This window comes from Flammeovirga pectinis (assembly GCF_003970675.1).
Lineage (GTDB): Bacteria > Bacteroidota > Bacteroidia > Cytophagales > Flammeovirgaceae > Flammeovirga > Flammeovirga pectinis.
In genome coordinates, this window is sequence record NZ_CP034562.1 from 1,905,255 (window position 1) to 1,924,634 (window position 19,380).

The 19,380-nt window shown below is 32.4% G+C and carries 16 protein-coding genes and 6 tRNA genes; 12 read left to right on the plus strand and 10 right to left on the minus strand.

Features of this window, described 5'->3' with window-relative positions; genetic code table 11:
* The first annotated feature begins 68 nt into the window (after positions 1-68).
* Both ribH and EI427_RS07590 read left to right on the plus strand, forming a co-directional pair.
* Positions 69-551 (plus strand): 6,7-dimethyl-8-ribityllumazine synthase, encoded by a 483-nt coding sequence (gene ribH / locus EI427_RS07585; protein ID WP_126613307.1) that lies wholly within the window; start codon positions 69-71, stop codon positions 549-551.
* An 89-nt stretch (positions 552-640) separates the two neighbouring features.
* Positions 641-3,040 carry an efflux RND transporter permease subunit gene (locus tag EI427_RS07590; RefSeq protein ID WP_126613309.1) on the plus strand — a complete coding sequence of 800 codons (2,400 nt, stop codon included), beginning with the start codon at positions 641-643 and terminating at the stop codon, positions 3,038-3,040.
* Positions 3,041-3,073: 33 nt separating this feature from the next.
* Here the strand turns inward: EI427_RS07590 and EI427_RS07595 are convergent, their stop codons facing one another.
* The 4 genes from EI427_RS07595 to EI427_RS07610 form a co-directional block, all read right to left on the minus strand.
* Positions 3,074-4,441, minus strand: a complete 1,368-nt coding sequence (locus EI427_RS07595; protein ID WP_126610600.1) for a hypothetical protein — start codon at positions 4,439-4,441, stop codon at positions 3,074-3,076.
* Positions 4,442-4,617: 176 nt separating this feature from the next.
* Positions 4,618-5,655 (minus strand): thiamine-phosphate kinase, encoded by a 1,038-nt coding sequence (gene thiL / locus EI427_RS07600; RefSeq protein ID WP_126613311.1) that lies wholly within the window; start codon positions 5,653-5,655, stop codon positions 4,618-4,620.
* 13 nt (positions 5,656-5,668) lie between these two features.
* Complete coding sequence (gene mgtE / locus EI427_RS07605; RefSeq protein WP_126613313.1) at positions 5,669-7,012, minus strand: magnesium transporter; 1,344 nt, start codon at positions 7,010-7,012, stop codon at positions 5,669-5,671.
* Positions 7,013-7,027: 15 nt separating this feature from the next.
* Entirely contained in the window at positions 7,028-7,417 is a 390-nt protein-coding gene (locus EI427_RS07610; protein WP_126613315.1) for an START-like domain-containing protein, read from the minus strand.
* Between the two features lie 290 nt (positions 7,418-7,707).
* Between EI427_RS07610 and EI427_RS07615 the strand changes: the two genes are divergently transcribed.
* The 6 genes from EI427_RS07615 (at position 7,708) to EI427_RS07640 (ending at position 8,379) form a co-directional block, all read left to right on the plus strand.
* Positions 7,708-7,781, plus strand: a tRNA-Met gene (locus EI427_RS07615).
* A gap of 46 nt (positions 7,782-7,827) precedes the next feature.
* Positions 7,828-7,901, plus strand: a tRNA-Met gene (locus EI427_RS07620).
* Between the two features lie 45 nt (positions 7,902-7,946).
* A tRNA-Met gene (locus EI427_RS07625) sits at positions 7,947-8,020 on the plus strand.
* A gap of 45 nt (positions 8,021-8,065) precedes the next feature.
* Positions 8,066-8,139 (plus strand) — tRNA-Met (locus EI427_RS07630).
* Positions 8,140-8,185: 46 nt separating this feature from the next.
* A tRNA-Met gene (locus EI427_RS07635) sits at positions 8,186-8,259 on the plus strand.
* Between the two features lie 46 nt (positions 8,260-8,305).
* Positions 8,306-8,379: transfer RNA gene (locus tag EI427_RS07640), tRNA-Met, on the plus strand.
* A gap of 112 nt (positions 8,380-8,491) precedes the next feature.
* Here the strand turns inward: EI427_RS07640 and EI427_RS07645 are convergent.
* Positions 8,492-10,618 (minus strand): carboxy terminal-processing peptidase, encoded by a 2,127-nt coding sequence (locus tag EI427_RS07645; RefSeq protein ID WP_126613317.1) that lies wholly within the window; start codon positions 10,616-10,618, stop codon positions 8,492-8,494.
* A gap of 47 nt (positions 10,619-10,665) precedes the next feature.
* Entirely contained in the window at positions 10,666-11,118 is a 453-nt protein-coding gene (locus EI427_RS07650; protein ID WP_126613326.1) for a thioredoxin family protein, read from the minus strand.
* A 145-nt stretch (positions 11,119-11,263) separates the two neighbouring features.
* On the opposite strand from EI427_RS07650, the gene EI427_RS07655 reads away from it, so the two are divergent.
* Positions 11,264-12,193, plus strand: coding sequence for a DUF3078 domain-containing protein (locus EI427_RS07655; RefSeq protein WP_126613328.1), 930 nt, complete (start codon positions 11,264-11,266; stop codon positions 12,191-12,193).
* 54 nt (positions 12,194-12,247) lie between these two features.
* Here the strand turns inward: EI427_RS07655 and EI427_RS26325 are convergent, their stop codons facing one another.
* Entirely contained in the window at positions 12,248-12,373 is a 126-nt protein-coding gene (locus tag EI427_RS26325; RefSeq protein WP_262708875.1) for a hypothetical protein, read from the minus strand.
* Positions 12,374-12,472: 99 nt separating this feature from the next.
* Positions 12,473-13,378: a hypothetical protein gene (locus EI427_RS07660; RefSeq protein ID WP_126613330.1), complete on the minus strand. Its 906-nt coding sequence runs from the start codon at positions 13,376-13,378 to the stop codon at positions 12,473-12,475.
* Between the two features lie 415 nt (positions 13,379-13,793).
* Between EI427_RS07660 and EI427_RS07665 the strand changes: the two genes are divergently transcribed.
* Positions 13,794-14,141 carry a 4Fe-4S dicluster domain-containing protein gene (locus EI427_RS07665; protein ID WP_126613332.1) on the plus strand — a complete coding sequence of 116 codons (348 nt, stop codon included), beginning with the start codon at positions 13,794-13,796 and terminating at the stop codon, positions 14,139-14,141.
* A gap of 57 nt (positions 14,142-14,198) precedes the next feature.
* On the opposite strand, the gene EI427_RS07670 is transcribed toward EI427_RS07665, so the two are convergent.
* Complete coding sequence (locus tag EI427_RS07670) at positions 14,199-14,714, minus strand: gamma carbonic anhydrase family protein (RefSeq protein WP_126613335.1); 516 nt, start codon at positions 14,712-14,714, stop codon at positions 14,199-14,201.
* Between the two features lie 176 nt (positions 14,715-14,890).
* Between EI427_RS07670 and trpS the strand changes: the two genes are divergently transcribed.
* Both trpS and dnaN read left to right on the plus strand, forming a co-directional pair.
* Complete coding sequence (trpS, locus tag EI427_RS07675) at positions 14,891-15,859, plus strand: tryptophan--tRNA ligase (RefSeq protein WP_126613337.1); 969 nt, start codon at positions 14,891-14,893, stop codon at positions 15,857-15,859.
* A gap of 26 nt (positions 15,860-15,885) precedes the next feature.
* Complete coding sequence (gene dnaN, locus EI427_RS07680) at positions 15,886-17,016, plus strand: DNA polymerase III subunit beta (RefSeq protein ID WP_126613339.1); 1,131 nt, start codon at positions 15,886-15,888, stop codon at positions 17,014-17,016.
* A gap of 115 nt (positions 17,017-17,131) precedes the next feature.
* On the opposite strand, the gene EI427_RS07685 is transcribed toward dnaN, so the two are convergent.
* Complete coding sequence (locus EI427_RS07685) at positions 17,132-19,375, minus strand: GH92 family glycosyl hydrolase (RefSeq protein WP_126613341.1); 2,244 nt, start codon at positions 19,373-19,375, stop codon at positions 17,132-17,134.
* Positions 19,376-19,380: the final 5 nt, after the last annotated feature.

Genomic DNA, 19,380 nt, shown 5'->3' on the forward strand with positions numbered 1-19,380 from the left:
ATTATTAGAAGATATAAAAATTGATAACTTTGTAGGCAAAATATTATAATTATAATTTTAGTAAAAAAATGGCATCAGCATTAAAGAGTCTTAGTGAATACACAAAGAAGAAAAATATTGATATTTCAGAAAAAAAATTCGCAGTTGTAATTTCTGAGTACAACCCAAAAATAACTGAATCATTATACGGAGCGGTTATAGAGACTTTACTTAAAGAGGGTGCTAAAGAAGCAAACATATATAGAGAAGATGTTCCTGGTGCATTTGAGTTAACTTTTGGTGCTCAATTAATGGCTGAAGAAGAAGACATTGATGCTGTAATTTGTTTAGGATGTGTAATCCAAGGCGAAACAAAGCATTTTGATTTTATTTGTGATGCTGTAGCACATGGTGTAACAAACGTTTCTTTAAAGTATAATAAGCCAGTAATATTTGGTCTATTAACACCAAATACAGAGCAACAAGCATTTGACCGTGCTGGCGGAAAACATGGTAACAAGGGTGTTGAAGCTGCTGTTGCTGCGATCAAGATGCTTGGCATGAAGAAATAAAAAAAGAAGAGGTATACTTAAGAAATTGAGTATACCTTTTTATATATAAAATAAATAAGACGAAATCGTCAATCTTTATTTAATCACATATGTGGAAAAAAATATCTGAGTTTATTCTAGGTAATAGAATAGCAATTCTAGTTTTTATTGGTGTCTCAACCTTATTTATGGGGTATCAAGCTAAAGATGTAAAATGGTCGTATCAATACATCAGAATTATTCCTGACCACGATCCTGACATGGTCAATTTTAATAGATTTCAAGAACTGTTTGGTGAAGATGCATCTAATTTCGTTTTAGGAATTAAAGATGATAAGCTATTCCAACTTGAAAACTTTAAAAAGTTTATGGAATTAGGTAATGAGATAAAACAATTAGATGGTATTACATCTGTTTTATCTTTGGCTAATGCTCCAAACGTTGTTGCTAATAGACAAGAACAAAAATTTGATATAGAACAATTTTTCAAGGACCCTCCTAGTACACAGGCTGAATTAGACAGTATTCTTGATAAAGTTGAAACTATAAAAGCCTATAAAAATAGGTTAATTAGTGAAAATAAGGCCACTGCAATGGTTATTAGTATGGATCCAGTAATTCTGAATTCAAAGGACCGTACTAAAGTTATGAAACGCCTTGAGGCAAAAGCTGTAGACTTTGAAAAGGAAACAGGTATTCACCTCTATTATGCAGGTATGCCTTATGTTCGTTCAATTATGGCTGATAAAGTCAAAGCTGAAACGATAAAATTTTTAGCAATTTCTATTGGTGTAGTAGCCTTAGTACTATTCCTATTCTTCCGTTCATTCTCCCCTGTATTTTTCCCATTAATGGTAATATGCATTGTGATTGTTTGGATTATGGGTACACTAGCGCTTCTAAATTATCAGATAACTATTTTAACAGGGTTATTACCACCCGTTTTAGTAGTAATTGGTATTCCCAACTGTATCTACTTATTGAATAAATATCATCAAGAATATGCTACAGGTAAAAATAAAGTTGAAGCTTTAGGTTATATCATTAAAAAGATTGGTGTTGTTACTCTAATTACGAATACAACTACTGCAATCGGATTTATGGTACTGATTACAACAGGTATAACAGCAATGCAAGAATTTGGTATAGTTGCAGGTATTAATATTGCTGTTACTTTCCTTATTAGTATTTCATTTATTCCAATTGTATTTTCTTACTTACCTGCTCCAGATGTTAAACATTTAAAGCACCTTGATTTTAAACCAACTGCATGGTTAATACATCAATTAGAGATGCTTGTTTTACACCATAGAGGTATTGTTTATGGGTTTACTACTTTAATGGTAGCTGTTTCCATTTATGGTAGCTACCAAGTTACTGCAGAAGCATATATGGTAGATGATTTACCAGAAGATTACCATGTTAAACAAGATTTAAGATTCTTTGAAACAGAATTTAAAGGTGTCATGCCTCTTGAAATTGTTGTAAATACTCAACGTAAAAAAGGATATTTAAAGAAAGGAACTCTTGGGAAAGTAGAACAAATTGAAAACTTTGTCTCTTCATTACCTGAAGTATCTCCTCCTATATCAATAAATACATTCTTGAAAGCAGGTAATCAAGCGTTTCATGGTGGTGACTCAACCTATTTTAAGCTTCCTAACAGAAGTGAGACATCATACATAATGAAATACGCTAGAAATAGCACCGATGATAATGCATCAGACTTAAGTAATTCTATGGTCGACTCAACAGGTCAATACATTAGAGTTAGTATGAATATGGCTGATATTGGTTCTATTAGAATGGAAAACCTTGTTGATAGTGTAATCCGTCCTAAACTAGCTGAAATAGTGAAAGGAACAGATTTAGAACCGATGGTTACAGGCTCTACTCTTATTTTTATTAAAGGAAATGATTTCTTAATAAAAAACTTAAAACAGAGTATGCTTATAGCATTCTTCTTAATTGCTGTGATTATGGGTACCTTATTTGGTAACTTAAGAATCATAATTATTTCGTTAATACCCAATATTATCCCGCTATTGTTTACACTTGGGTTAATGGGCTTCTTAGGTATTCCTTTAAAACCAAGTACCGCAATTGTGTTTAGTATTGCTTTCGGTATTTCTGTAGATGATTCTATTCACTTCCTTGCAAAGTACCGTCAAGAAATAGTACTTCATAATTTTAATATGAAGAAAGCAATAATTATGGCTTTAAGAGAAACAGGATCTAGTATGTTGTATACATCGATTGTACTTTTCTGTGGATTTGCCATTTTTATGGGTTCTACTTTTGGAGCAACTCAAGCTTTAGGTCTTTTAACGTCTGTTACTCTGATTGTAGCAATGACTACTAACCTTACACTCTTACCTTGTTTATTGTATACTTTTGATACTACTAAACAAGATATGAACCCTATGATTGAAGGTATGGATCATTTCTACTTTGAAGATGAAGACGAAGAGATTGACTTAGGAAAAATCAATGTCAATGACAATAAATAAAATTGTCTAGTCAATCAATATAAAAAACATGAGTCATCCCTTAAATATTGGATTAAACCTGTAAATGATCTCACAACAGGATTTCCATTGATTTAAAATGACAGAAAAAGCTTTACGAAGTCTGTAGAAAGGAGATTTACTTTTCTTTGAACCAAAAATGGGGGTATATATGTTGATTAAACGTTCTACATAATGCCTCCTTTTTTGTATTATTTCCATTAAAAACTCATAAATAAGTAGGGCTATATAGAAGAGTTTTAATCGATTTTCCCATCCTTGAACTCTTATTGATTGTAAGCCAATTTCTGCTTTACAACACCTAAACATTTCTTCTACTTCCCATCTTTTCATATATGAAAAAAGCATTTCCCATGCAGTCTTTTTTGTATCTATATCAAGGTTGGTAAGTATGTAAATAGGAGATCCTGCTCTTTTATATTCTCTGACTACAATTAACGTATACATCTGATCTCCCATTTCAGGATGTTGTACTTTTTTCCATGAAATAAGCCTTCTAGTATACTTATTACGTTCTTTGTCATAAGTAAATTTGAAGCTCTTATTCTTCATTCCTTTGGTAATATTGTAGGTTAATCGTTTGCCTTTTTCGTCAATTAAAAATCTCTTTCCAATCCAACGAACTAAAAATTGTTGATCAAATTCTTGAGCGAATTCTAAAAGAGTACAATTCGCATATCCTCTGTCAAATACATGTAAAACAGCTTTTTTAGATTGATTACGGATAGTTTTGAAACCATTCCATATAAAATTAGACAACCATTCTTTAAAAACACCAACCCTAGAATAAATATTAAATTCAAAAAGAGATGCTCTTTCATTCAAGGCCGTAAGTACTACTCCTTCTACTTTAAACCCAGGGACATTGATAAAACCTTTGACAGGAGAATTATAATAACCAGGTTTAATTCTTGTAAGTCTTTTGGCTTTACTACTGATAACCGCTGACAACCCTTCCAGGTATGTTGACTCATGTTTTTCCAGAACAGATCCATCCCAAATTAAAAGTGGTCGAATATTTTTTTCTTCCATCATTTTAATACGATCTAAACTTCTATTTCTAAAAAAATCAGCAATTAAATCAGTACTCCAATTTTTACTTCGTATTAGGTTACCAATTCTCTTAACTCCAGCTTTACCATGAGTACTACCAGCTAGTAGTGTACCCAATTCTGTCAGTAGAAGTGATTTTGTACTATTCCGATTTTCTAGTAAGCAATGAAATAACTCTTGAAAAGTCTTTACCAAACGTAAATCAACAGTCTGATGAAGACTAGAGAGTAGCGATGATAAGAAATAGTCAGTTTGATGAAGAAGATAGGTTAATGGTGTAGATTTTTTACAATCTAAGATTTTTAGTAAATTAAAGGATGAATAAGCCATTGGAATAATAGTTATAGTTGTTTAGTATTTACAATAACTATTTTTTGGCTTATAAATAAAAATGAGTCACCCCTTATTATTAAAATTATATAATTAAGGGATGACTCATGTTTTTGTTTCAATAATTATTATCAAGATTATGAATAAGATTCAAAATTCTTTTAATTAATTACCTATTAAAAGTGTTTCCAACCTTGTGCTGTTAATGGTAATGTTTGTTCACCCTCTGTAAACAATCTAGCACCATTCTCTGCTTCATCAATATATCCGATAAAGAATACATTAGCATTCTTTTCTAATTTTGAAAAATCTTCTTGCTTAATTGTAAACAAGAGTTCATAATCTTCTCCTCCATTTAATGCAGGTGTTTTAGAAGCGATTTTAAACTCATGTGCAACATCAAAAGTATCTTGGTCAATAGGCAGTTTATCTTCATACACCACAGCTCCAACATTAGATGCTTTACAGATATGCAATACTTCAGAAGCTACACCGTCTGAAACATCAATCATAGACGTTGGAACTACTCCCAACTCATCTAATTCATGAATAACATCAGTACGTGCTTCAGGACGTAATTGTCTACCTGCTACATATTGATAGTTATCCAAATTTGGTTGCATTTTAGGATTCGCTTCAAAAACTGTCTTCTCACGAAGCAATACTTGAAGTCCCATGTAAGCTCCACCTAAATCTCCAGTTACGCATAGAATATCACCTTTTTTGGCTCCACTTCTATATGATATTTTATCTTTCTTAACTCTACCAACTGCTGTTACAGAAATACATAGACCTTGACGTGATGAAGTTGTATCTCCACCCACTAAGTCTACATTGTAGTTCTCACAAGCAGCATTAATACCTTCATAAATCATTTCTATTGCTTCAACAGAGAAACGATTTGTAACTGCAATACTAACAGTTACTTGTTCAGGAATTGCGTTCATAGCAGCAATATCTGATACATTAACTGCAATAGCTTTATACCCTAAATGCTGTAAAGGCATAAAACTTAAATCAAAATGAATACCTTCTAATAAGATATCTGTTGAAAGTACTGTATATTCATCTCCACCATAATCAAATACAGCGGCATCGTCGCCAACACCTTTAGCTGTAGTCTTATGTTTGATTTTAACATCTTTCGTTAATCTATCAATTAAGCCGAACTCTCCTAGATCGCCTATTTCTGTTCTTTTATTATTTTCTGACATATATACAAAGTTACTAATGTAATAACACTTTTGCTACTGAGAAATAAACACCAAGTCCAATTAAATCATTACAAGTGGTAATAAAGGGCCCTGAGGCCAATGCAGGGTTAATTCCTAATTTATCTAATATAATTGGTGTGATTGTTCCCATAAAAGATGCAATCATAATCACACTAAACAATGCCACTGACACCACAATGGCTAAATCATGATCTGTAAATAGAAAATTAAATACATAAACAAGAAGTGATAACGTTACTCCATTTAATAATGCTACCATTAATACTCTCAAATATCTATTAAATGACGAACCGTGAAAGCCACCACTCGCTAAACTCTGAACAACTATTGTAGATGACTGAATACCTACGTTACCTCCTGTTGCTGTAATTAGAGGTATAAAGAAAGCCATTGCAGGTACTAGCCTCAATTCATCTTCAAACCCACCTAAGAAATTAGCACCTAGTAAACCTCCAGACATACCCACAATTAACCAAGGCAGTCTTGCTCTAGCCATTGCCCACAAGCTATCTGTTTCTTCTACATCTTCAGAAATACCAGACATTGCCTGCTGATCTTTCTCTGCTTGTTCAGTAATTACATCAACAACATCATCAATTGTAATTCTACCTAACAAACGTCCTTGAACATTAACAACTGGAATTACTTCTAAATCGTAATGCTGCATTAATTCTGCAACCTCTTCCTCATCTTGGTAGGAATGTACTTTTGCTATTTCAGGTTGATATAGGTCTGAAACATTTACATCTTCTGCTGCAATCAATAGCTTCTTCATTGATATCCTTCCTAATAGAATATCATGATCATCAACTACATAAACAGTATATACTTTATCTACTTCTTTGGCTTGTCTACGTACCTCATCTATACATTGACTTACGTTCCAATTAATATTAGCTTTCACTAATTCTTTTGCCATAAGTCCACCTGCACAGTCTTCTTCATAATGTAGTAAATCTACAATATATAGTACCTTCTCTTGATTCGTCATATTTGCTATGACCTCCTCACGTACTTTAACAGGTAAATCGTTTAATATATCTGCAGCGTCATCAGAATCTGTTTTATCCATATATTTGGATAATTCTTCTGCAGTAAATAATGATAGAAAATTATTTCTTGTATCATCTTCAATATCACTAATTACATCTGCGCCAACTTCTGGATCTAATAATTCTAATATGTACTTACAATCTTCTGCGTTTAATCCTTCCATAATTAAGGAGATATCTGCAGAGTGTACATTTTCAAATTCATTTTTTAAATATGCATTCTCCCCTTGCTCAACAGCTCTAGAAATCTGTTTTACATATTTTGCTGAATATTCGTATGACATACGCTGTTTCTTTAATTAACCGCCAATAATTTCATGAAGGCGGCCAAACATTTCTTCCCAAAGTTCTTTCAATTCATCTTCATCGTCCATATCAGAATAATCTGTTACTTGTATAAATGAAGACTGAGCCAACTCACTGAAATCAAATTTAAAGTCGACATACGCAGGCTTTAAATTATCATCTTTCTCAAAAGTATATTTAACTCTTTGATTTTGCCTACGAATAGACACTTTTCCTTTTTTAACATCGTTAACCCAAGAGAAGAAAATCTCTTTGCTATTAGCTTCTTCTTTTACATTATCAGCAAACCAATCTTTTAATAAATTGGGCATTACAAAGTAAGGATATAGTTTATGTAATGGCACTCGAAACTCGAATTCTGCTTGGTATTTATATCTTTCCATAAAAATAGTTGTTCAATAAAACCTTAATCGATGTATTTGCTACAATAATCCGAAATATATCCTCAACTGCCAATAAATAATTAACGAAAATGTTTCTTTTTTTAGGTATTTACAAAGTTTTGGATTTTCTGCATATAATATTAACCGATCATTTAAATTTAATCTTTGTCTTGCATTATTTATTTCATTCAATTGTAACTAGTTATGTAAATGATTTACATAAATTAAAAAAATTGATGTAAATAGATTTGCAGTTTAAAGTTCAAGGTAGCATATTTGCACTCCTAAATGGCGAGGTAGCTCAGTTGGTTAGAGCGTCGGATTCATAACCCGGAGGTCACGAGTTCAACTCTCGTTCTCGCTACAAAATAAAAAACCCTGAATACAACAATGTCCGTATTCAATAAAATGGCGAGGTAGCTCAGTTGGTTAGAGCGTCGGATTCATAACCCGGAGGTCACGAGTTCAACTCTCGTTCTCGCTACAAAATAAAAACCTTGAATACAACAACGTCCGTATTCAATAAAATGGCGAGGTAGCTCAGTTGGTTAGAGCGTCGGATTCATAACCCGGAGGTCACGAGTTCAACTCTCGTTCTCGCTACAAAATAAAAACCTTGAATACAATAACGTCCGTATTCAATAAAATGGCGAGGTAGCTCAGTTGGTTAGAGCGTCGGATTCATAACCCGGAGGTCACGAGTTCAACTCTCGTTCTCGCTACTAAAATAAAAACCTTGAATACAACAACGTCCGTATTCAATAAAATGGCGAGGTAGCTCAGTTGGTTAGAGCGTCGGATTCATAACCCGGAGGTCACGAGTTCAACTCTCGTTCTCGCTACTAAAATAAAAACCTTGAATACAACAACGTCCGTATTCAATAAAATGGCGAGGTAGCTCAGTTGGTTAGAGCGTCGGATTCATAACCCGGAGGTCACGAGTTCAACTCTCGTTCTCGCTACAAAAGCTTGATTGTTTATTCAATCAAGCTTTTTTTGTTTTTAATGAAAATTTTAAACAAAAAAAGGGAAGCCATATTGACTTCCCTTCTTTATTTATAAATGATTATTCTTTTATTGAATCATCATATCTGAAATTACTTCAGTTGCTTCTTTAAGATATTCATCCTTTTTAATTGATTTAATCCATTTGTCAGCAGATTTAGTAATTACAGAATCTGGTTTAGTAGTTGGGTAATGGTCTTTCATTACAGTAATACTAAACTCATCATGTACTTGTTCTGATTCTCTTAAATGCTTTGATTTTTCATCAAGAACCTTTTGTTCTTTTCTGAATTCATCAAGATTTAATGTGTAGAATTTCTTCTCTTCTTGTTTCTTTAAACGAAGCGAATTTTCTTCAATAATATTAAACACCTCATTTTTAGAAACTCTAGCTTGAGATTTAGCCGAAAGATCTGCAATTGGTAATTGAACAGGCCACATAGAATATTTAGCTTTTTCAATTTCATCCCAAGGCATAACAAAAGGAAGATCCTCTTCTCCTACTTCTAAGTAACCATATGTATCTGGTAATTTAATATCTGGAGTTACACCTTTTACTTGTGTTGCTCCACCATTAATTCTATAGAATTTTTGGATTGTCAATTTAAGAGAACCTAATGGTTTAAACTCTTCTAATCTAGACATTCTATCAAGATCAATAAATCTTTGTACAGTACCTTTACCAAATGATTGAGAACCTAATACAACTGCTCTACCATGATCTTGAAGTGCTGCAGAAACAATTTCTGATGCCGAAGCAGACATTCTATTGATCATTACTACTAAAGGTCCATCATACTCAATATTATTGTATTCTGGCTTAAGTGTTTTAGAACCCGAAGCTTTTGATTTTACTTGCACTACAGGGCTCTTACCAACAAAGTGACCTACAATTTCTACAGCATCACCTAAAGAACCACCACCGTTATTTCTTAAATCAAGAACGATACCATCAACTCCTTGACCTTTCAATTTAATCACTTCTTGTTTTACATCTTCCCCACAGCTACGTCCATTTCTATCTTGAAAATCAACATAAAAACTTGGTAAATGGATAAGACCAATTTTCTTTCCAGACTCCTCATCTTCTATAACAGCAGATTTAGCATAAGACTCTTCCATTATAACGACATCACGAATAATAGGAATAACAATTATTCTACCGTCAGGCTTTCTTACCGTTAAACGAACCTCAGTTCCTTTAGGTCCTTTAATTAATTTAATAGAATTTTTAAGTGACATACCACCAATATCAACAGGATCACCTTCAGCTTGAGATACCTTTAAGATAATATCATTTGCTTCTAAGTCTCCTTGTTTCCAAGATGCACTACCAGTAATAATACTAACTACCTTAACTTCTCCTCCAGTTTGTTGTAATCTTGCACCGATACCTTCAAAATGACCTGAAATTTCAGTATCAAATTGTTCTTTTTTCTCTGGTGGGAAATACTCAGTATGCGGACCATAAATAGAAATCATTGAGTTAATGTATAAAGCATAATGATCTTCTTCATCTAGCTTTCTCATATAATCAAAAACATCTTTATAATTTGTAAGTACTTTCTCTCTTACATCTGCTTCCATTTCTGCGTATGGAGTAGCTTTAAAATCCTCACCTTCTTTTTCAGCATCCTTCTTTTTAGACTCTTGTTCTTTAAGCTTAGAATTCATTCTTAAAAGAGAAGCATATTTTAAAGATTTTCTCCATCTATCGTAACGTTCCTTCTCGTTCTTTGGGAATTTCATTTCGTCACGGTCAAAAAGAATTTCTTCTTTTTTAGAAAAATCAAATGGTTTAGATAAAATATCTTCAGTAATTTTTTCAACTTCAGTTCTTCTCTTTTCAAAAATTTGAACAGACATTGCATAAAGTTCTGTAGTTTGGTTATCTCTAACCTCTTCATCAAGTAAATCTTTATATTTACTTAATTTATGCACATCCCCTTTTAAGAAATATCTTTTATTAGGATCTATATTTTTTAAGTATTGATTGTAAGCATTCTCACTAAACTCATCATCTATTTCAACATTGTTATAATGAATCTGTTTTAATGCAGTAAATAATAGACTTCTTTTAATTGCATTTTTATTGCTATTTTCTGGAGCGTCTATCCTAGCTAATAATGAAAAGCCAAATAATCCTAACCCCACCAGTAATACTGGTAAAATGAGTGCCTTTTTTCTTTTTGACATATTTTGATCTAAATGATTTGTTAATTTATTTCTATTAATCTATAAAGCTAATCAACTTGACGCTTATATTTCTTTAAAATTTCTAAAAAACTATCAGAATCTCTGTAGCCAACAAAAACTTTATTTTTCCCTTTAGGATGTATCACAATAATCGCAGGGTAACTATTCACATCATGTTCTTTCGCAAATGAATTGTTTGTAAAATTATCACCTTTAAAACTAAAAGATGCTTCTAACTCTGGATTAAGTTTAGCAGCATGGTAATTCTCTGAAACATAAGCTACAACATCTTCATGTTGAAAGGTTTTTTTATCTAGAACTTTACACCAACCACACCAATCAGTATAAACATCGATAAATATAGGTTTTCCATCTTTTTCAGATGCAGCAATTGCTTCATCCACAGTTTTCCATTGTATTTCATCTTTCAAAAAAGTAGTAAACGATGAAAGTAGTGAGCCAGTAATTAATAATACAAACAGTATTTTTACTTTATTCATGCTTTAAAATTTGAGATATATAATGAATATATGAAGATTTTTTTACAGAACATTATTTTTTATTTATTTCTTTATTTTAATTTTTTTTAAGACTTTTGCATTATTATATAATTCTAGATTAATAACTCAACTTATAATTACTCTTATGAGATTTATTATTAGCACTTTAGGTGTTTTACTTTTTATTATTACAACTTCAAATGTTAGTAAAGCACAAGACTCAACAGATGTTGCTACACCTAAACTTTGGAAACATGAAGGCAAGTTTGGACTTAATTTCTCTAATGTTGGTCTAGTAAACTGGGCCGGTGGTGGCGAAAGCTCTTATTCTTTTGGAGGTATCCAAACTTACAAAGGAGTTAGAGAAACAGATAAAGCTATTACAAGAATTTATACTGATTTAGCTTACGGTTTAATTAATCAATCCAACAGTACTTTTCCAATGAAAAAGACAGATGATAGATTGAATTTAGGTGCTGATTATAGTTACAAACTAAATAAGAAATTTTTAGTTACAGCTTCTGGTGATTTTAGAACTCAATTTGACAAAGGTTATGAGTATAAAACTGAAGAAATAAATGGAGTTAAAATTGAAACTGAAAATCAAATCTCAGCTTTCTTTGCTCCTGCTTACTTAAACTTAAATATTGGTTTAACATATACACCTAAAGATTATTTATTTCTAACATTATCGCCAATTGCAAATCGTATGACATTTGTAACAGATACTGTATTCTCTGAAAAATATGGTTTAGAACCACAACAAACATTTAGAGACCAATCTGGTGTAAATATTAAATTTGGTTTTGATAAGGAAGTAGTAAAAAATGTTACTCTAAAAACCACATACAATATGTTTGCTGAGTATACTAGAATGGACGAATGGATTGTAAACTGGGATTTCTTAATTGATATGAAAGTTAACAAATACTTAAGCTGTAACTTTAGTACTCAGTTAATTTATGATCCTGATGTAACTGTTGATAGAAATGATGGTACTACAGGGCAAGCTGTTCAATTTAAACATGCTTTAAATATTGGAGTAGTTTATAGTTTTGCAACATCTGATAAATAATCCCATTTATCTATATTGAAAAAGGAGATCTCAATTAAATGAGATCTCCTTTTTTTATACTGCTATATTTTCGTCATTAATTACCTCTGTAGTAAATTCTACAACTTCGGTAACCTCTGATTCTTTTTTAGGACCTGTCATCATAAATGCCAATAATCCCATTGCAAACAAGATCGGCATAGTTATGAGAATAATGCCTAAAATTAATTCCATAATGTGATAGTTCTAAGTGTAATTAAAGTAAAATTAACACTTAAAATCAACTTTTACAACTATTAACTAGTCGCAGTTTGTGTAATTAAAGGATTGGCTAATTGAAGTAACAATATTTCCGTCGGTCTGATCAGGTAATGATCCAGTAATTGGATAGCTTTTATCGTTCAACTGATATGCCATTTGATCATTATAAACTACATCTCTGCTCCAACCACCTTCCATATTGGTTGCTTCTCCATAAATAATTTCTGTCACTAAATATTCTCCAAAATTAGTAAAGTCACTATTAATTGCAGAACCTTGATTTTCAATTATAGAAATTATATAAAATGCAAAACCTTGATAAGGATTTCTAACTTGTTCAGAAAAAGTATAATCTAATCCAAAGTATTTAAAATCTCCATAATAGAAATTCATAGCTGTTAAACCGCTATCATTATAGTCTAATCTAATTATTAAGGTTGAATCTGATTCAGTTTGAGTATCTTCTATTTCTGAAATTCTACCTTGATCATCATAACTAAATTCAAATTCACCATAACTACCATCAGTGTAGTTTACAATTACTGAATGTACTCTATTGTCTACATTATTCACTTCTGCAATTGGCTCATCTTCATAACTAACCGCTAACAACATACCATTATCGTCGTACGATAAGTCTAACATATAAGAGGATGATTGAGATACAGAATTGTCTTCATCAACTTTATCAACATAATTAATTGTTGTTGTGTTTGTATAAGTAGACATTAGCTCATTTTCATACGCATAGGCTTTGGTCAATGTAGTAGTTAATGTCTTTTGTCCTAAACTATCTACAACTTGAGTGTAGATATCTTCAGCTAAATTACATTCAGCAGCAACAGGATCGAGTTGACCGTTACTTGGAGTTGATTCATCATCTGAAGAACATGAGAACAGGAACATAAATGGCAAGGCAGCCAAAACTATTTTAAGTCTGATCATAATAAATAATGTGCTAGATATTAGTATTTAAACGCTTAATTAATAATAAGAATTTAATTTCACTTTGTGAATAAATGTTACAAAAAAAGTTCGTTTTTTAATAATTTTCACAACGATCGCTTCTAATAGTACAATTTTACATTGTACTTCTTCAAGATCCATAATTACCATTTAGCTATAACAAAATGTTATGAATGTATAATAAATAATAATAATGTAGGTCAAAATATGATTTATTTTACCTTTTGTACCTACTAGGTGTTGTTTTTTGATTTTTCAGTTCGCAACTTTGTAGAAAGTAAATCGAAACTTAAAACAAATAGTTTTGATCTATGTTGTGTAATAAACAAAGCGTCGACTGAAATAACGTTAGCGAACCACTAACCGATTGACCTTTTAAAAAATAGAAATTAATATGGCGATTATTATCACCGATGAGTGCATCAACTGTGGGGCTTGTGAGCCAGAATGTCCAAATACTGCCATTTACGAAGGTGGAGTAACATGGTCTTGGGGTGGAGGAACAGAATTAAAGTCTGTTGAACTAGAAGATGGTAATTCTATTGATGGAGAAGATGAGCAAGAACCTGTATCTGATGAGTTCTATTACATCGTTCCAGATAAGTGTACAGAATGTATTGGTTTCCATGAGGAACCTCAATGTGCAGCTGTATGTCCAGTAGATTGCTGTGTAGACGATCCTGACTACAGAGAAACAGAAGACGAATTACTTGCTAAAAAGCAATGGTTACATGATGAATAATCAATCTTCTATCCAAAAATGGCTGAATTTAGTTTAAAATTAAATTCAGCCATTTTTTTATTCTTCCTCAAACCAACTACTGTACATTACATAATTATTGGCCGTTCTTTCAAAAACAGCTTTCAATTTATCATCTAAAGGTTTAATTTTCTTAGCAGGTATTCCTGCATACAAATATCCAGATTCTAATCTTGCATTTTGTAACACAACAGCCCCAGCCGCAATTAGTACGTTATCTTCTACTACTGCATTATCCATTACTATTGCTCCCATTCCTACAAGAACATTATCATGAATTGTGCAACCATGTACAAGTGCATTATGCCCTATAGATACATTATTGCCTAAAACTGTTGCCGAGGTTTGGTAAGTACAATGAATTACAGCGCCATCTTGAATATTACACTTATCCCCGATTGTAATTTTATTTACATCACCTCTAACAACTGCACTAAACCAAACTGAACATTCTTTTCCCATTGTTACATCACCAACAATAGTTGCATTTTCTGCTAGAAAACATCCTTCGCCAATAGTTGGCAATATTCCTTTTACCTTCTTAATTAAAGCCATATTATTTTTTATTTTAAATTTAATTCTATCTCCAAATAAGAACAATGTTGAATATCATCATTTTTTTTTGATAGAAACCACCTATGTTGAGGGATATTTAGTATTTGTTATCTCATTTTTATTTATTTTCGCACTTCAATTTTATGTAAATAAAAGAATAGTTAGATAATTTAATAATGGCAAGAATTCTTACAGGAGTGCAAAGCTCTGGAAGACAACACTTAGGAAACGTTTTAGGTGCAATCCAACCCGCAATTGAACTTTCAAAATCTGATGGTAACGAAGCATTCTTCTTTATCGCAGATTTGCATTCAATGACAACGATAAAAAATGCAGAAGATAGAAAATACAATGTATATGCTACAGCTGCTGCATGGCTTTCTTTAGGGTTCGATACTAAAAAGAACATTTTCTATAGACAATCTAAAATTCCACAAGTTTGCGAATTAACGTGGTATTTAAGCTGTCTTACGCCATTCCCAATGTTAGCTAATGCGCATTCTTTTAAAGATAAATCGGATAAATTAGCAGATGTAAATGCAGGACTTTTTACTTATCCTGTTCTTATGGCTTGTGATATCTTAATGTATGATGCTGATAAAGTTCCTGTAGGAAAAGATCAGAAACAACATTTAGAAATCACTCGTGATATCTGTGCTGCATTTAACCGTACTTATGGTGAAACATTTGCTACACCTGAGGCTGTTATTAATGAATCAATAATGACAATCCCTGGTACAGATGGCGCTAAAATGAGTAAGTCTTATGGTAATGTTATTGATATCTTTTTACCGAAGAATCAATTAAAAAAGCAAGTGATGAAAATCGAAACAGATTCTCTCCCACTTGAAGCACCAAAAGATCCTGAAACTTGTAATGTTTTCGCTTTATATAAATTATTAGCTAACGATGAGCAAATCGCTGAGATGAAAGCTAATTATTTAGGTGGTAATTATGGATACGGTCATGCAAAAACTGCTTTGCTAAACCTTATCCTTGATAAATATAAAGACGCGCGTGAAAAGTTTGACTATTATATGTCGAACCTTAATGTTCTTGAAGAAGAACTTAGCATTGGAGAAGCAAAAGCAAGAGCAATTGCAGAAAAGAAAATTAAAGAAGTACGCACTTTAGTGGGCTACTAAAAAGATATTTATAAAAAGTTAGTACAATGAAATTTACTGCATCCACTTCCACTATTCTGAAGCAAATTCAGATGTTGAACGGTGTTATTCCGAATAACCCTACAATGCCAATTCTTGAAAATTTCTTATTTGAAATTCAAGGAGGATTATTAAAAATCACAGCATCTGATATGCAAACAACAATTATCTCTGAGGTAAATGTTGAAGCTAATGCTGATGGTAATGTAGCAATACCTGCTAAAATGTTAACAGATACGCTTAAGAACCTTCCTGAGCAACCTGTAACATTTTCTATCGATTTTGAGACATATACTATTGAGATAAGCTCTGATAACGGTAGATATAAATTAGCTGGTGAAAATGCAGAAGATTATCCTTCTAACCCTGATTTCGACATGTCTAACTCATTAAGTATGACAAGTGAAATTTTAGGTGATGCAATTGGATATACATTATTTGCTACAAGTAGTGATGACATGAAGCCAAACATGAACGGTGTATTCTTCAATCTTTCTGAAGAACATTCTGATTTTGTAGCTACAGATTCTCACAGACTTGTTAGATATAGAAGACATGATATTGCTGTAACTGGCATGATGTCTCCTATTATTATGGGCAAAAAAGCATTAACTCAATTAAAGAACATCCTTCCGTCAGAATCAAGCGATGTTACTTTAGAGTTTAATGAGCAATATGCAATTTTCTCTTTCGGAAGCATGAAATTAATCTCACGTTTAATTGACGAACGTTTCCCTGATTATGAAAATGTAATTCCTTTAAACAATACAAATCTTGTAACTCTTGACCGTCAGGCGTTGTTAGGTTGTTTAAAAAGAATTGTTATTTATGCAAATAAAACAACTAACCAAGTTCGTTTTAAAGTTCAAGATAACGAGTTATTTGTTTCTGCAGAAGATTTAGACTTCTCTAATGAAGCAAAAGAAAGATTGTTCTGTGAGCATGATGGAGAAGATTTAGAAATTGGTTTCAACGCTAAATTCTTAATTGAAATCCTAAACAATATATCGAGTGATCGTATTACGCTTAGATTATCTGAGCCAGGTATGGCAGGATTAATTGTTCCTGAAGAACAACCTGAAAACGAAGATGTATTGATGTTAGTAATGCCAATTATGCTTCATAATTTCTCTTACTAAGTTGAAATATTTATTCCCTCTAATGGGAAGTTAAAGTATAAAAAAAGCATCGAGCGTAAACTCGATGCTTTTTTGCTTTCTTAGACTCTAGAAGTAATTACCTAATGGTGATTTTCTATTTCATATTAATTGTAATCTCATTTGCTCCAACTAAATCTTTATGATTTATAAAGTAACCTTTATGAGATTTACCATCAACTTTTATACTTTGTATATGATTTGATTTACCACCTTGTTTCTTAATAACAACTTGATCTTTACCCCAATATTTTTGATCTAGCTCAATTGTAATTTTATCAAAAGCAGGTGTTGTTAATGCGTATTGAGGAGTACCAGGTGCATCTGGATAAATACCCATCATAGAAAATACTACCCATGCAGACATCGTTCCTGTATCATCATTCCCAGCTATACCATCAGCTTTGTTTGTGAAGTATTTCTCTCTTAGTTCAAGAACTTTCTCTTGTGTCTTATACTCCTTCCCTTTGATATAATTATAGGCATAAGGATAAGCAATATCTGGTTCGTTTGCCATATCAAACTGACCTGTTGAGAAAATTTCATCTAATCTACTCTCAAATGCTTTGGTACCAAACTGCTTAATTAAGCCCGGCATATCAAATTGAACCATCATGTTATATTGGTAAGCATTACCTTCTACATAGCCAATGTTATGTGTAAAGTTCGCTCCATCGTTTGGATCAAAAGGACTGTACCATTTACCATCTTTATGACGAGGGCGTAAAAAGTCTGTTTCTTTATCAAACAGTTTTTTATATCCGTAAGCTCTTTCTTTAAACTCTTTGTATTTATCTTGTTTCCCTAAACTTTGAGCAAATTGAGCTACACTCCAATCTGCAACATAGTATTCTAAAGATGTGGATACCGAAGCCCAAAGTTTCTTATCAATTTCATCATCAACAGGAATATAACCGTATTTAATATAGCTATCTATGCATGGTCTAACAGGGTTTCCTCCGTCTACTTCATATGCACTTTTTGTAACAGCTTCAAAAGCTTTTTCATGATCAAATTGATCTAATCCACGCATATATGTATCTGCAATTACTATCGCTGCAGGGTCACCTACCATTGTATATGTTTCTGTAGAATTTAATTCCCACTTTGGTAACCAGCCTGTTTCATCATAAATATCTAACATCGTATTTACCATGTTCAATTGCTGCTCTGGATAAACAAGTGTCATTAACTGATGAAGATCTCTGTATGTATCCCATAAAGAAAATACAGTATATCGTTCTCCTTCAGTAGTCTTTGTCTTTCTAGTTTTAGATGCAGGATATTCTCCATTTACATCACTTAAAACATTTGGATGAATCATTGTGTGGTATAGAGCAGTATAGAAAACTGTTTTATCGTCTTCTGAACCACCTTCCACTTTAATTTTTGAAAGTACTGAATTCCAATTGTCTTTTGTTCTATTCGCTATTTCATCAAAAGATACATTAGATACCTCTGTTTCTAAATTCTTTCTTGCATTCTCAATACTCACATAAGAGATGCCTATTTTCACCTCAACCTCGGTGGGTTCAGCAAAATCATAAGAGAAAATCGCACCTAAAGAATCTCCAATAATTGGATAATAAGCATCTTCAATAATACGTTGCTGACCATTGTATGCCTCCATCCATTGCGCCTCTGGTCCTTCAATTTTATTATGTTGTTGCCAAACAGCTGTCTTGTCTGCTTTCTTATTTACCTTCATCACAAAATACACTGGGTAGATTGTTTTGGGATTATTGTAACAGAAAGAACCAACCATACGCATTCCTTCAATTTCTTGTTCGTTGACAACTTTTACCATTGCCCCGCTTTCATTTGATAGCGCTTGACCAAGATTTAAAAGTAAATTTGCTTTACCGGCAGGAAATCTATATTTAGAAATACCAGCTCTCTGTGTAGCTGTTAATTCTGTATTTATGTCATATTTATCAATATGTGTAGAGAAATACCCTGCTCGTGCTTCTTGGTTAGATATAGTAGATCCATACGTTAAAGGATTAATATCAATCTCTCCAGTAGTTGGCATAACAATTACAGCACCTAAATCTGGGCAACCAACACCACTTAAATTTACATGACTAAAGCCTGTAAAATGACTATTTGTTTTTTCGTACACTTGAGACAACCATCCACTGTCTTTTTCGAATGTTGTTTCACCTCCATAGGTATTAAATGGAACAACAGAAACCATACCTCTTGGTGCTATTGCTCCAGGGTTTGTAGCTCCATAATTAGTTGTACCGATAAATGGATTAACGTAATCAGCAAAATTTTGAGCATTTGCTACGGTTGTAATTAAGCTAAGTATAAAAAACTGTAAGATTAATTTTTTCATATCGT